The sequence below is a fragment of the Vicinamibacterales bacterium genome (assembly GCA_036504215.1).
In the GTDB taxonomy this organism is placed as follows: domain Bacteria; phylum Acidobacteriota; class Vicinamibacteria; order Vicinamibacterales; family Fen-181; genus FEN-299.
In genome coordinates this window covers 27,567-40,999 of the sequence record DASXVO010000028.1, presented here as the reverse complement: position 1 = coordinate 40,999, position 13,433 = coordinate 27,567, and the positions used below count along the sequence as shown (strand labels likewise).

General features: G+C 67.7%; 13 protein-coding genes. 9 read left to right on the top strand and 4 right to left on the bottom strand.

Annotation, left to right across the window (positions count from 1 at the left end; all coding sequences use genetic code 11):
• Positions 1–13 precede the first annotated feature (13 nt).
• The 6 genes from VGK32_06635 (at position 14) to VGK32_06610 (ending at position 5,398) form a co-directional block, all read left to right on the top strand.
• The gene (locus VGK32_06635; protein ID HEY3381426.1) at positions 14–616 is read left to right on the top strand and encodes a PilN domain-containing protein; all 603 of its coding nucleotides are present in this window, start codon (positions 14–16) and stop codon (positions 614–616) included.
• Between the two features lie 16 nt (positions 617–632).
• A complete protein-coding gene (gene pilO / locus VGK32_06630) occupies positions 633–1,202 on the top strand; it encodes a type 4a pilus biogenesis protein PilO (GenBank protein HEY3381425.1) in 570 nt (189 codons plus the stop codon).
• Positions 1,192–1,749, top strand: coding sequence for a hypothetical protein (locus tag VGK32_06625; protein HEY3381424.1), 558 nt, complete (start codon positions 1,192–1,194; stop codon positions 1,747–1,749). Before pilO ends, VGK32_06625 begins: the two co-directional genes overlap by 11 nt.
• 96 nt (positions 1,750–1,845) lie before the next feature.
• A complete protein-coding gene (locus VGK32_06620; GenBank protein ID HEY3381423.1) occupies positions 1,846–4,443 on the top strand; it encodes a secretin N-terminal domain-containing protein in 2,598 nt (865 codons plus the stop codon).
• 13 nt (positions 4,444–4,456) lie between these two features.
• On the top strand, positions 4,457–4,972 hold the full coding sequence (locus VGK32_06615) for a type II secretion system protein (GenBank protein HEY3381422.1): 516 nt from the start codon (positions 4,457–4,459) through the stop codon (positions 4,970–4,972).
• 6 nt (positions 4,973–4,978) lie between these two features.
• The gene (locus VGK32_06610) at positions 4,979–5,398 is read left to right on the top strand and encodes a prepilin-type N-terminal cleavage/methylation domain-containing protein (GenBank protein ID HEY3381421.1); all 420 of its coding nucleotides are present in this window, start codon (positions 4,979–4,981) and stop codon (positions 5,396–5,398) included.
• Positions 5,399–5,612: 214 nt separating this feature from the next.
• Here VGK32_06610 and VGK32_06605 read toward each other — a convergent pair whose 3' ends face one another.
• Positions 5,613–6,866, bottom strand: a complete 1,254-nt coding sequence (locus VGK32_06605) for an Ig-like domain-containing protein (GenBank protein HEY3381420.1) — start codon at positions 6,864–6,866, stop codon at positions 5,613–5,615.
• Positions 6,867–6,890: 24 nt separating this feature from the next.
• Between VGK32_06605 and VGK32_06600 the strand changes: the two genes are divergently transcribed.
• Positions 6,891–7,664, top strand: coding sequence for a type II secretion system protein (locus VGK32_06600; protein ID HEY3381419.1), 774 nt, complete (start codon positions 6,891–6,893; stop codon positions 7,662–7,664).
• 270 nt (positions 7,665–7,934) lie between these two features.
• Here VGK32_06600 and VGK32_06595 read toward each other — a convergent pair whose 3' ends face one another.
• Together VGK32_06595 and VGK32_06590 are read right to left on the bottom strand one after the other, a co-directional pair.
• Positions 7,935–9,038, bottom strand: coding sequence for a serine hydrolase domain-containing protein (locus VGK32_06595; protein ID HEY3381418.1), 1,104 nt, complete (start codon positions 9,036–9,038; stop codon positions 7,935–7,937).
• Between the two features lie 6 nt (positions 9,039–9,044).
• The gene (locus tag VGK32_06590) at positions 9,045–10,313 is read right to left on the bottom strand and encodes a family 10 glycosylhydrolase (protein ID HEY3381417.1); all 1,269 of its coding nucleotides are present in this window, start codon (positions 10,311–10,313) and stop codon (positions 9,045–9,047) included.
• 153 nt (positions 10,314–10,466) lie between these two features.
• On the opposite strand from VGK32_06590, the gene VGK32_06585 reads away from it, so the two are divergent.
• Entirely contained in the window at positions 10,467–11,405 is a 939-nt protein-coding gene (locus VGK32_06585) for a BadF/BadG/BcrA/BcrD ATPase family protein (GenBank protein ID HEY3381416.1), read from the top strand.
• Between the two features lie 7 nt (positions 11,406–11,412).
• Here the strand turns inward: VGK32_06585 and murQ are convergent, their stop codons facing one another.
• The gene (murQ, locus tag VGK32_06580) at positions 11,413–12,387 is read right to left on the bottom strand and encodes an N-acetylmuramic acid 6-phosphate etherase (GenBank protein HEY3381415.1); all 975 of its coding nucleotides are present in this window, start codon (positions 12,385–12,387) and stop codon (positions 11,413–11,415) included.
• Between the two features lie 138 nt (positions 12,388–12,525).
• On the opposite strand from murQ, the gene xerD reads away from it, so the two are divergent.
• Positions 12,526–13,425 carry a site-specific tyrosine recombinase XerD gene (xerD, locus tag VGK32_06575; GenBank protein ID HEY3381414.1) on the top strand — a complete coding sequence of 300 codons (900 nt, stop codon included), beginning with the start codon at positions 12,526–12,528 and terminating at the stop codon, positions 13,423–13,425.
• Positions 13,426–13,433 lie beyond the last annotated feature (8 nt).

Genomic DNA, 13,433 nt, shown 5'->3' with positions numbered 1-13,433 from the left:
AGCGAGCGACCGGATGCTGCGCACCAACCTCTCGACGCGGCCTTTCTACAACGAGCGGCTCGTCCGGGTCGCACTCCTCGCGACCGGCGCCCTGATCGTGGCGCTCTCGATCTTCAACGTCGTGGAGGTGCGCAGCCTGTCCGCGCGCCACGCCGACCTCGTGGGACGGGTCCGACAGTCCGAGGAACGCGCGGTGCAGCTGCGCGAACAGGCGGCGCAGGCACGCCGGAGCATCGATCGGAAGGAACTCGAAGCGGTCGGCACGGCCGCGCGGGAAGCGAATGCGCTCATCGACCAGCGCACGTTCTCCTGGACCGAACTACTGAACCGCCTCGAAACCACGCTTCCGGCTGACGTGCGGATTGAATCGATCCGGCCATCGACCGACCGGGACGGCCATCTCACGGTGGCGGTCGTCGTCCTCGCGCGCAGGGCAGAGGACGTGGAGACGTTCGTCGAGGCACTCCAGGGTTCGGGCACGTTCCTCGGGCTGTTCTCGCGCACCGAGACGACGACCCCGCAGGGACTGCTCGAGGTGGCGCTCGAAGGCCGGTACATGCCCGTGACGCGCCAGCTTTCGACTGCCGCCGGCTCCGGAAGCAAGCCGAAGAAGTGACAATGAGGATGACACCGTGCTGCGCCGCATCCTGACCGAACAGCGAACGTTCGTCCTGATCCTGGGGATCGTGCTCGCGATCAACGTGGGCGTCTACGCGGCCGTGGTCTACCCGCTGTCCGTCCGCGTCGGCGATGCCGATGCCCGCGCGTTCAGGGCGGAGGAGACGCGCCGCGCGGCGCAGCGTGAGTACCAGGCCGCACGCGGCATTGCCGCGGGGAAGGAACGGGCGGAGGCCGAACTCCAGACGTTCTACCGCGACATCCTGCCGAGCGACCTGAGCGCGGCCCACCGGTTGACGTATCTGAATCTCGCGCAGCTGGCCCGCAAGAGCAATCTTCGCATCCAGCGGCGAACCGCGACGCCGGGGCACGTGCGCGGTGGCAGCCTCGACGTCTTCACCATCGTGATTCTCCTCGAGGGGAACTACGAGGACATCCGGCAGTTCATCTACAACCTGGAGGCGGCGCCGGAGTTCGTGGCCATCGAATCGGTGGCGATCGACCAGGGGCACGAAGCGAGCGGCTCGCTCGCCCTCACCCTCCAACTCGTGACCTATTATCGGGTCGTGGCCAATGCCGGCTAGCCAGTCCAGGCGGCAGCTCGTGGCGCTGGCCGGCCTGGCCCTCGCGCTCGTAGCCGTGGTGGCGTATCAGTGGCGCGGCGGGAAGACACCCGCATCGCCACAGTCCACGGACGCCGTGCGAGCCGCGAGCGCGCGAGGCGCCGCCGCGGGCGAGCGCATCGAACCCGTACCCGACGTCCGGCTGTCCGAACTGACGGCCGCGAGACCAGAGCCGGCCGGGAGAGGCCGAAACCTGTTCCGTGAACAGCCGAAGGCACCGCCGCCAATGCCGCCTCGAGTCGTGACGCCCGTGGCGCCACCCCCGCTGGACCCGAACGCGCCGCCGCCGCCCCCGCCACCGCCCCCGCCGATCCCGCTGAAGTTCATCGGCGTCGTGCAGGGGCAAGGGGGCGCGATCGCCGTGCTCAGCGACGGCCGCGACGTGTTCTATGGCCGCGAGGGACAGGTGATCGAGGGACGGTACAAGATCATCAAGATTGGCGTGGAGTCGATCCAGATGTCGTACGTGGACGGCCGCGGGACCCAGTTTATCCGGTTGACGGGCTGAGTCGGGCGGAAACGGTCGCGACGCGCAGATTTCTGACCCGAACGAAACCTGGCAGGCCGGTTATGTTCTCTGACCTGCTGGCGATTGGAGGCTGGCTTGAGATCGGAACTTCTGAAAGCAGCAGCGCTGGGCCTGATGATCGCGGTCGCCGCTGCCGGCTGCACGGCGGGGCGGGCCTTCAGCAACGGTGAACGGGCGGCGCGCTCCGGCGACTGGGACTCGGCCGTCCTCTACTACCAGCAGGCCACCCAGGCGAATCCGAACTCGGCCGAGTACAAGATTGCGTTGGAACGGGCGCAGTTGGCCGCGTCGCGCAACCACATCGACAAGGGACAGCAGCTCGAGGCAAAGGACGACATCGAGGGGGCGATTCGCGAGTACCGGAAGGCGGCGGAGTTCGATCCGGGCAACCGCCGGGCGACGACGCGCGCCGTCGAGCTCGAGAAGATCCTCCGCGACAAGATCGAGGCCGCCAGGCCCAAGCCGCAGATCGAGCAGTTGAAGGATCGCGCACGCCAGACGAGCCAGGTACCGGAGCTCAATCCCGCCTCGCGGCAGCCCCTGTACTTCAAGTTCGCGCAAGGGGTCATGGTCAAGCAGATCCTCGACTTCCTGGCCCAGACGAGCGGCATCAACGTCATGTACGACACAACCGTGCAGGACAAGGCGAACCCCTCCGCGCTGGAGCTCGATGGCGTGACGCTCGAGCAGGCCCTGAACCTCGTCTTCACGTCGAACGGCTTCTTTTACAAGGTGCTGAACGCCCGCACGATTTTGGTCATCCTGGACTCACCGCAGAACCGTCAGAAGTACGAGGACCAGGTCATCCGTACCTTCTACCTGTCGAGCGCGGACGCCACGGAGATGCAGACCCTGCTCACCCAAATCATCGTGCCGCAGGGCGGTGTCTCGATCAGCCGGCCGCAGATCTCGGTGAACAAGGGCGCGAACACGGTCACGATGCGCGGAAGCTCGGCGATGGTCGCCATCGCGGAGCGTGTGATCGAGATGAACGACAAGCCGCGCGCCGAGGTGGTGGTGGATGTCGAGATCCTCGAGGTGAACCGCACGCGGGCGAAGTCGTACGGCCTGAACCTGTCGAATTACGCCGTCGGCCTGAACTTCTCGCCCGAAGCGCCACCGAGCGGGAGCAGCGGGAGTACGCCGGGAGCCGGCGCCACGGCGACGACGTCCGGCGGTTCGTTCAACCTCAACACGGTCGTGCACGGCATCAACACCGCGGACTTCTACCTGCAGGTGCCGTCGGCCACCATCAAGTTCCTCGAGTCGGATTCCCAGACCAAGCTGATCGCCAAGCCGTCGCTGCGCGGTCAGGAAGGCACGAAGCTCACCGCGAACCTCGGCGACGAGATCCCGGTGCCGTCCACGACATTCAGCCCGCTCGTCACCGGAGGCACGGCGTTCAACCCGATGACGTCGTTCAGCTACCGGTCGGTCGGCGTCAACCTCGAGGTCACGCCCCGCGTGACGTACGACGGCGATATCATCCTCGACCTGATGGTGGAGAGCAGCACGAAGGCCGCCGACGTGAACGTGGCGGGCCAGAACCTGCCGTCGTTCGGCTCACGCAAGGTCACCACGAAGATGCGCCTGCGCGACGGCGAATCGAACATGCTGGCCGGCCTGCTGCGCGATGACGAACGGAAGTCGCTGAACGGGTTCCCGGGCGGGATCCACGTGCCGGTGATCAAGCAGTTGTTCTCGGCGAACGAGAGCCAGATCTCGCAGACCGATATCGTGATGCTGCTGACGCCGCACATCATCCGGACCCACGGCCTGACCGACAGGGACTTCCAGCCGGTCTACATCGGCACGTCACAGAACCCCACGCTCGGCGGAACACCGCCGCTGCTCGGCGTGGCCGGAACCGACACGACCACGGATCAGCCCGCGGGGCAGCCCACTGCAGCACCGGCACAGACTCCGGCACCTCCCATCACGACGCAGCCGTACGGGACGCCTGGCGCCGCACCGGTGGGTGGCGCACCCGTCGGCCGCCAGACGCAGCAGGGAACGCCGGTCATTCCGCCGGGGAGTTCACCGGTCCCTGGGACGGTGATGATGCCGCCGGCCCAACAGCAGCCGCAGGCTCAGCCAGTGGCGCCGCCGACGATGCCGGCCGTCCAGCCGCCACTACCGACTGCGCAGCCAGCCGGCCAGGTGTCGGCGCCGTCGCCGGCCATTCTCCAGCCAGCGGCCCCACCGCCTCCCGCCGGCGCGCCGGCAGCGGCAGCGACTCCACCGCGGGCGGCGCCCCTGCCGCCGGCGGTGATCACCGTCACGCCGCCGGGCACCGAGCTCCGCGTGGGCGGTGGCCCCTACACAGTGGCGCTGTCGGGCTCCGCGATGAATCGCGCGTCCACGCTCAGCCTCACGCTCACCTACAGCCCGACGGCGCTGCGCGTGCGGACGGTACAGGAAGGGGGGTTCATGAAACAGGGGAACGCGACGACCGCGTTCGCCCAGCAGGTGGACTCCGCCAACGGGCGTGTTGACATCACGATCACGCGCACCGGCGACATCGTCGGCGCGACGGGTGACGGAATGCTCGCGGCAGTCGTGTTCGATGCGATCGCGCCGGGAGCGGTGAACTTCAGGATCAGCGGCGTGGCGAACGGGCCGTCGGGGGTCATCAGCCTGCAGTTCGCGCCGGCATCCGTGACGGTGAAGTAGGACGAACCGAGGAATGGACACGAGAAGCCATCGATCGATCGTTCGGCGCCTCGCGCAGCTCCGTGATGCGAGCGCAGGGTATACGTTCGTCGAACTCGTCGTCGTTGGCACGATGCTGCTCATCCTGGCCTCGGCGATCCTGCCGCTGGCGAAGGTGACGATGCAGCGGCAGCGCGAAGCGGAACTGCGCCGCACGCTGCGCGAGATGCGCGTGGCGATCGACAAGTACAAGGACGCCGTGGACCAGGGCATGATCGGTTCGACCGACGTCCGCCTGGGGTCCGAGGGATACCCGCCCGACCTGGACACGCTCGTCGAGGGCGTCAAGGTCGCCAACGACGCGTCGGGCCGGAAGCTGAAGTTCCTCCGGCGGATTCCGATCGATCCGATGACCAAGAGCACCGAGTGGGGCATGCGGTCCTATCAGGACGATGCCGACTCGACGAGTTGGGGCGGGCAGAACGTCTTCGACGTCTTCACGAAGAGCGCCGGCACGGCACTCGATGGGACGAAGTACAAGGACTGGTAGCTCACCATGCTGACACTCCGAGGGTTTCGGCGTCGGCTTGGCGCTGAATCCGGATTCACGCTGATCGAATTGATGGTCGTGGTCGCGCTGGTCGCGGTGCTGGCCGGCATGGGCGTCGTGCAGTACCGCAACGGCGTCCTCCGCACCAGGGAAGGCGTGCTGAAGGAAGACCTCTTCCGGATGCGCGACGCCATCGACCAGTACTATGCTGACAAGGGAAAGTACCCCGCCAGCCTCGACGCGCTCGTGTCGGACGGCTACATGCGGCAGCTCCCGAAGGACCCGATGACCGAGTCCACCGACACGTGGCAGCCGATCCCCTCGGAACCCGACCCCGGCAATCCGACGGCCGAAGCCGGCGTCTTCGATGTGAAGAGCGGGGCAGAGGGCACGTCGCTCGAGGGCACCGCCTACGCGGAGTGGTGATGCGGAGTGGTGATGCGGAGAGTGGTGATGCGGAGAGTGGTGATGAGGAGAGTGGCACGGGCGTCCCGCCCGTGTAGGTGACGAGTGGAGTGGCACGCTGGAGTGGCACGGGCGTCCCGCCCGTGCGGGGAAGCCAATACTGACGAAGGCCGGGAACCTCCAGGTGAAAATGGAAATCCCCGGCCTCTGCGCGGTTTGGGGCGTCAGTGGGCGTCTACAGCGTGATGAACACGACGGTGCTTCCTACACCAATGCGCCCGTCTGAGCCCGTAGCTGTGACGCTGACGACTACCTGATTGCCAACCGGCACCACGAAGTAGACCTTTGAAGCCGAACCGACAGTCGTGGTCGTGGACGTCCCATCGCCGAAGTCCCATCTGTAGCTCGTGATGGCCGGCGCACCCGCACTGGGCGTAGCGGAAATCGTCACGGCTGTGCCGACCCTTGCCGACGGCGCCGTCACCGTCAGCGTGAACGGCACGGCGGGGAAGACGTTGACCGGTATCGACACGGAGTTCGACAGGAAGTTGGCGTCGGTAGCGGTCGCGGTAACCGTGAACGTTCCAGATTTCAGATAGATGTGCGGAATCGACGCGGATCCGGTCAGGGCCCCCAAGTTCAGTAGACCGCTGCTGTCGCCGAAGTCGATGGTGGCGCTCCGGATTGGCGCCCCGGAACTCGCCCCCTTCGTGACGTTCACCGTAAATGTCGTGCTGAGACCGACGGAGGGTGTTGTGCCCGGGCCGGTGAGCGTGACGGTCGGCGCGTCGATCGCGACGACCTTCACCGTCGTCGTCACCTTCGATCCCGCGGTGACCGTAACCGTGGACGACTGGCTCGTCGAGAGGGTGCAGGAGGCCTGGCCGCCCGAGTTCGTCGTGGCGATGCCTGGCGTCACGGTTCCCAGGTCCGTCGTGAAGGTGACCGGCACGCCCGGCAACGGATTGCTGTTGGTGTCCACGACCGTCGCCGTGATCGTCGACGTGCCTCCCGTGGAGGGCACGCTCGACGGCGACGCCGTCGCGGTGACGGCGGTGACGGCCGCCGATCCAATCAGGATCTTGACCGTGGACTTGGCCGAGTTCGAACCGGAGAATGCGTTGATCTCAGCCGTGCCCGATTGGGTCCCGGCGTTCAACGCGACAGTGGCCTTGCCGTCGTTCGTCCGTGCCTCGGCCGGACTCAGGGTTCCGAGCGACGTCGTGAATGTGATGAGCGTGCCGTTCTGGACCGGGTTGCCGCCGCTCTCGACGATGCTGGCCGATATCTGCGCGGTGCCGTTGAGTGCCACCACCTGCGCGTTCGAGTACAGCGTGATGGTCGTCCCGGTCGGCGCGAACAGCGGCACCTTCTCGCAGGCGGCGACGAGCGCGAGGCCGCAGACAGCCAGGGCCGGGACGATGCGACCGCGCGCGGCCTTTCGCCTCGCCACGCCCCGGAAATCGGTCGAACTGAGGTCTGGTATCATGGGGTTTACCTAGCAGTGTACTACATGAAAACACCGGGTCAAGCGCGGATCGGCGAGCGCGGCTACGCAATGGCCGCACTGCTCGTCATGCTGGCGATCATGGCCGTCGCGATGACCGTGGCGATGCCGACCTGGCGCCAGTTGGTGCGCCGCGAGAAGGAGGCCGAACTGGTCTTCCGCGGCGAGCAATACAAGCGCTCGATTGCCCTGTACCAGCGGAAGTACGCCGGCGCCTATCCGCCCGACGTCGACACGCTGCTCAAGCAGAAGTTCCTCCGCAAGAAATACGGCGATCCCATGGTCGAGACCGGCGAGTTCCGATTCGTGCGGTTCGGCGAACCGCCGCCCGGATCCCAGCAGGCCAGGCCCGGCGGCGGTCAGGGAACCCAGCCTGGCGGTCAGCGTGGAGCGCTGGGAGGCGGACAGTCGGGAGACGCGGGACGCCAGCCGACGACGTCGTTCGATGCCCAGTCGAGGGATCAGGGACGCCCAGGCGTTGGTCCGCGCGGTGGCATCGTCGGCGTGGCGAGCACCAGCACAGAGGCCTCCATCCGCACGTACAACGGGCATACCCACTACAACGAGTGGGACTTCACCTACACGCCAAACCGCTTTGGCCCTGGACAGATCCGCCCCGGTGGTCCGCGGGGCCAGCCCGGCCAGGGCGTGCCGCCGGGCGGGGGCTTTCAACCGGGCATCGGGATCGGCGGCGGTCTCTCTGGACCGGGCAGCGGTCCGCGGGGCGGTTCCGGTGACGCTCCCCAGCCACCACCTCGTCCACGGAAGCCGGGCGGCTAGCGAAGCTTCGCCTCAAACCGCCGAACTCGCTTCGCTAGCCCACGTTGTTTCTGGACGACGCCTCCGGCGTCGTCATCGACATCTTCCAGGGGCGGAAGCGCGGCGCGAGAACGTGCTTCATTCGTCACGCTCTGACCCCTGGAAGATGTCTAGCGACGCTTCGCCTCAAACCGCCGAACTCGCTTCGCTGCCCACGTTGTTTCTGGCGTTCGACGCGACACCATCTTCGGTGTGGACGTGGCACGCGAGACCCTGGTTGGATTTGTCCGCCTATGAAACCGCGTTCATGACGGCGTCGTGGAACGCACGCCGGACGGCGGTCATCGGTTCGCCCGGGCCGGCTTCGGGATGAACGCGGTTGGTGAGCAGCACCACGTAGATGTCGGCCACCGGATCGATCCACAGTGAGGTTCCAGTGAATCCCGTGTGGCCGAAGGCCTGCGGCGACATGTGCGTGCCGCATGACGAGGCGGGCAGCATCGTGTCCCATCCGAGCGCGCGGGAGCTGCCGGGCACGCGAGTGGTCCGGCGGGTGAAGCGCTCGACGATCGCGGGTGGTGCGATGGCGAATCCGTCACGGCGCAGCCGCGCGCCAAGAATCTCACGGGCACACCAGCCGACCGCCGGGGCGGTTCCGAACAGTCCAGCGTGTCCGGCCACGCCACCGAGCGCCGCCGCGTTCGGGTCGTCCACGGTGCCAGGTCTCGAGCGGCCCGTCGTCGGGTCGCTGCGGGTGGGCGCCATTCGCCTCAGCCATTCGTTCCGGGGATGGAATGTCAGGTCGAGCGAACCCGCGTCGGGGACCGGGCGTCCGCATACCGTCGCGGCGTGACCGGCGTTCCGCAGCACGCCATCAAACTGCTCGTCGAGCGCCGCGCCGCCGGCCGACTCGACCAGGAATCCGAGGAGGATGAACCCGAGATCGCTGTAGACGGAACGTGACCTGGGCGGGTATTCCAGCTCTTCTCGGCAGATCGCCGCTTCAAACGCTGCGCGACCAGACGACGACTGGTAGAGCGGCCGCACGCCAGGCAGCCCGGACGCGTGTTCCAGGAGATCGATGACTCGCACATCGTCGCGTCCGTCCCCGCGCCACGCCGGGAGCCACCGGTTCACCGGCCCGTCCAGGTCGATGGCCCCGCTGTCCACGAGCGTCATGGCCAGCGTCGTCGTGGCGAGGACCTTCGTCAGTGAAGCAAGGTCGAACAGCGTGTCGGGGGTGGTGGGCGAGGCCTGCGCCGAGTAGTCGAGCCGTCCGAGGCCTTCGCGCCAGACCCAGCCGGACGTCCGGCCCACTTCCACAGCGGCCGCAGGGAAGACGCGTTCGGCCACGGCCTTGTCGAGGATTTGCCGCGCCGCGTCGAAGCCTGCCATGGCGTGCTACTTGGAGAAGGCGGCGCGTGCGACCTGGGCGAGGTATTCCACGCCCTTGGGCAGGCTGATGAGACTGTCGTAGGAGAAGAGGACGACGCCGCTCACGCCGAGGCGGCGCGCGATCTGGATGTTCTCAATGGTCTGCGACGACGACAGGCGGTAGGCGCCGATGCCGGCCCACACCTGCCGCGATCCGGCCGCCTGGCGGGTACTGGCAACCTGAGCGGTGAATGCCGCGGCATCCGTCGCATAGGCCATCGGGCAGACCACGTCGAGGAGTTGCTGCTGGAGCCACGTGCCCCAGTCCTGCAGTCGGCGCGACGACGCTTCGGCGGCGTCAGGCAGGACGGCGGCCGAGAAGAGCGCCTCGGGCCGTCGCGTCTTGACGCTCTCACGAAGCCGTGTCACCAGCGTCGTCAACCGGTCGCGCCTGAACTCGCGCCACCGGTCCGGAAAGGCATCGGCCCATCCCACGAGATCCGGTCCGAGGGCGCGTTCCCGTTGTCTCCGCTCGGACTCGTCGAGGCTCTGCACCACGCTCGCCTTGAATGCCTGGAGTGCCTCGCGGCTGTAGTCGAACTCGTCGTTCGGATATCGAATGTAGTCCAGGTGCACGCCGTCGACCGGATAACGGGAGACGATGTCGGCAACAATGGCCACCGTGGCGTCCGCAGCTTCCTGCGGGATAGGGGAGGCGTAGAGGCCCTCGACTTCGCCGGACTGCGACCGGGCCCAGCGCATCAGCTTGTCGAGATAGAGTTGGCTGTGCGCGTCGAGGAGGACCATGTCGCGGGCCAGCGGACGCGGCACCATCAGCCATTCGGGGTGAGCGTAGACCATGTGACCGCGCGAGGCCGGCGCGTCGATGGCGCTCGCCACGAGCGCGATGTTGATCCACGCGTGAACCCGGATGCCCTGGGCGTGCGCGAGCTTCAAGGTGGCCGCCAGGGGATCGAACGAGTCGGGCTGGCCCGCGAGGGCCGCCGCGCGCGGTTCGAGGCCGTCGTTGAAGTACGCGTCTCCGCGTCCCCGCACCTGGACCAGGAGCGTGTTGAACTGGCCCGCCTGCGCGCGCCGGACCATCTCGGCGACGGCCGCCGGGCTGGTGAGCGACGTGCGCACCACCCACAAGGCTCGGACCTCCCGATCGTCGGTGGGGCGGGCCGGCGCGGCACTGGCCGGCGCGAGCAGGAGAACGGTCAGCACCGCCGTGCACGTGACACCGATCGATCGGGCCGCCGCGCGCCCGACATGGGAACCGAAGCAAAAGTGCATAGAACCGATCGAATTTATCAGGGGGTGCGCCTCCTGTCAAACGCGGCACACACGCGACGCGCACACGCGCCGCCGGTTGACACGGCGCCAGCCTCTCCGTATCCTCCGACCGGTCGCATGAGGTCTGTCGTCCGAATGTCCTCGGGAGTGCCCATGAAGTACGTGGTCGGAATCGACGCGGGCGGTACGAAGACGGTCTGTCTGCTGGCGGATGAGAACGGAGAGGTCATTTCTCACGCGCGGGCCGGGGGCGCGAACCTCAGCACCGCCGGAGAGCTGGCCGTCGAAAAGGCGTTGCACCAGGTGATGGAGGACGCCATCGGAGACCGCGACATCGTGCCGTCGGCGATCTGCCTGGGGCTCGCGGGAGCCGACCGCCCGTCTGACAGCCAGATTGGCCTGGGCATTCTGCGGCGGATTGGGTTCAGGGCCCGGGCCCTGGTCGTCAACGACGCGCTCATCGCGCTCGTCGCCGGCGCCGGCGCCGGACCGGGAGTCGTGCTGATCGCGGGAACCGGGTCGATCGTCTACGGACGCAACGCGCAGAATCGAGCGGCCCGTTCGGGTGGATGGGGACACGTGCTCGCCGACGAGGGCAGCGGCTACTGGATCGGCCGGCGCGCGCTCAGTGCGGTGATGCGGCAGGCTGACGGCCGCGGACCCCGCACCGCGCTGACCGAGGCAGTCCTGCAGCACTGGCGGCTCGAGAAGGCGACCGACCTCGTGCAGTTGGTGTACTACAAGGAACTCGCGCTGGCTTCGATCGCGGCCATTGCGCCCATGGTCGATCGGGCGCGCGAGGAAGGGGATGCCGTGGCCGCGTGCATTCTCGCCGAGGCAGCCGACGAACTGATCCAGGCGGCGTCTTCCGTCGTCCGCCGGCTCGACATGGCCGACACCAGCTTCCCGTTCCTGCTGTCCGGGGGGATCCTCGGCGGCATTCCCTGGCTGGCGAATGAGGCCGCGCGCCGGATGTCCGTGATTGCGCCCGGTGCCGACGTGCAGCGACTCGAGGAGCCCCCGGCGATGGGAGCGGTCCATCTGGCCCTGGCGGAGTTGGGGGGCGGGGCGAAGGTGCCGGCCTACGTCTAGGACCGGCCTATAGGGGAACGGGCGCGTGCCTTGGCTTCTCGGCCGCGTCGAGCAGTTCGCGCAGGCGCGGTTCGATGTCCTCGCCGATCGCTTCGCGCACGAGGTCGTCGGCCTTCCGCAGCTTGGACTGAGCCTTCCGGTACGGCAAGCCGGTCTTCTGCATGACGATCGCCGTCTTCACGTTCCAGTGCGCGCGACGCAGCACGCGGTCGGCGCTGTCGTAGTCGATGCCGCTCACGATCGTCAGGATCCGTCGGGCTCGGTCCTTGAGCTTCTCCGAGCCGGTCCGCACGTCCACCATCAGGTTGCCGTAGGTCTTGCCGATCCGGACCATCGCGCCGGTCGTGAGCATGTTCAGCACCATCTTCGTCACCGTGCCGGCCTTGAGGCGCGTGGATCCGGCGATGACTTCCGGCCCGACGCTCGGGGCGATCGTGAGATCCACGAAGGTCTGGAGTTCGGTCCCCGGATAGCAGGTGACGAAGATGATCTTCGCGTTGGCGTTGCGCGCCCGGTTGAGCGCGCCGCGCACGAAGGGCGTGATGCCGCTCGCCGAGACGCCGACGAACACGTCCTTGGCGCTGGGCCGAAGCCGCGCCACCGACCGCGATCCCTGCTCGAAGTTGTCCTCGACGCCTTCTCGGGCGCGGACGAGCGCCTTGGTGCCGCCAGCCATGATCGCCCGGACGAGCGACGGGTCCGTCCCGAACGTCGGCGGGATCTCTGCCGCTTCGAGCACGCCCAGCCGTCCGCTCGTGCCGGCACCCACGAACACCAGCCGGCCGCCTTTGCGCAGCGACTGGCTGATGAGTTCGACGCCGAGGGCGATGCGTTCCTTCTCGCGGGTCAGCGCCACCAGGATCTTGCGGTCCTCGTCAACCATGAGGTCGATGATCGCCGTTGGGGAGAGCTTGTCGATGCCCAGACTGGCCGGATTGATGGCTTCGGTGGGCAGTTGTTGCCACTTGGATTGGGTAGACATGGTTTCAGCCGGTGCCCCGAGGGAAGCCGAAATACTAGTCCTCGGGTGCAGGCCTGTCAAACGCCGGAAGTCGCCACAGAACCTCTTCGAGGCGGCCCGCTTGACTTGGCGTCGCACCCGGTCGAAGCTAGTGCGCGAATGCCGACGACGGATTCCTCGGATGTCATCGACGCCTTTCTCGATCATCTGCGCGTCGAGCGCCGGCTGGCCGCGAACACCCTCGAGAGCTACAGTCGCGACCTGGCCGCCCTCGGCCGGTACGCTGAGGAGACCGGGGTTCCTGCCACCGCGTTCACGCGCCAGGACCTCGAGGCGTTCGTACGCGCCATGATGTCGGCCGGACTTTCACCCCGCTCGACCGCCCGGACCGTTGCGTGCGTCCGAGGCTTCTACCGGTTCCTCGTGCTCGACCGGCGCCTGGAGTCGAGCCCCGCCGACGACCTGCGCGCCCCGCGGGCCTGGCCCGCGTTGCCACGGTTCCTGACAGAGGACGAGGTCGATCGGCTGATCGCCGCCCCGGACGTGTCGACGCCGCGCGGTCTGCGCGACCGTGCGATGATCGAACTCCTGTATGCCACGGGCCTGCGCGTGTCGGAACTCGTCGGGCTTCGCCCGGTGGACCTCAACCTCGAGGGCGGGTACCTGACGTGCACGGGGAAGGGCGACAAGCAACGCCTCGTGCCGATGGGGGACCAGGCGATCGCGTGGGTGCAGCGCTACGTCCGCGATGGCCGGCCGGCGATTCTCAAGAACCGCCCCTCACCGCGCCTGTTCGTGAACGGGCGCGGTGGACCGCTCTCCCGAGTCGGCTTCTGGAAGATCCTCAAGGGCCATGGCCGGACCACCGGCCTGCCGCGCGACCTCAGTCCGCACGTGCTGCGGCACTCGTTCGCCACGCACCTGCTCGACCACGGTGCCGACCTTCGGGCCATCCAGATGATGCTCGGCCACGCCGATCTGTCGACGACCCAGATCTACACGCACGTCCTCGACGCCCGCCTGAAGACGATCTACGAACAGTTCCATCCGCGGCGCTGAACGCCCGC

Excerpts from the sequence above, each read along its gene's own strand:
- VGK32_06635 (HEY3381426.1), top strand. The coding sequence starts at position 14 with ATGCTGCGCACCAACCTCTCGACGCGGCCTTTCTACAACGAGCGGCTC.
- VGK32_06625 (HEY3381424.1), top strand. The coding sequence starts at position 1,192 with ATGCCGGCTAGCCAGTCCAGGCGGCAGCTCGTGGCGCTGGCCGGCCTG.
- VGK32_06615 (HEY3381422.1), top strand. The coding sequence starts at position 4,457 with ATGGACACGAGAAGCCATCGATCGATCGTTCGGCGCCTCGCGCAGCTC.
- VGK32_06610 (HEY3381421.1), top strand. The coding sequence starts at position 4,979 with ATGCTGACACTCCGAGGGTTTCGGCGTCGGCTTGGCGCTGAATCCGGA.
- VGK32_06605 (HEY3381420.1), bottom strand. The coding sequence starts at position 6,866 with ATGATACCAGACCTCAGTTCGACCGATTTCCGGGGCGTGGCGAGGCGA.
- VGK32_06600 (HEY3381419.1), top strand. The coding sequence starts at position 6,891 with ATGAAAACACCGGGTCAAGCGCGGATCGGCGAGCGCGGCTACGCAATG.
- VGK32_06595 (HEY3381418.1), bottom strand. The coding sequence starts at position 9,038 with ATGGCAGGCTTCGACGCGGCGCGGCAAATCCTCGACAAGGCCGTGGCC.
- VGK32_06590 (HEY3381417.1), bottom strand. The coding sequence starts at position 10,313 with ATGCACTTTTGCTTCGGTTCCCATGTCGGGCGCGCGGCGGCCCGATCG.
- VGK32_06585 (HEY3381416.1), top strand. The coding sequence starts at position 10,467 with ATGAAGTACGTGGTCGGAATCGACGCGGGCGGTACGAAGACGGTCTGT.
- murQ (HEY3381415.1), bottom strand. The coding sequence starts at position 12,387 with ATGTCTACCCAATCCAAGTGGCAACAACTGCCCACCGAAGCCATCAAT.
- xerD (HEY3381414.1), top strand. The coding sequence starts at position 12,526 with ATGCCGACGACGGATTCCTCGGATGTCATCGACGCCTTTCTCGATCAT.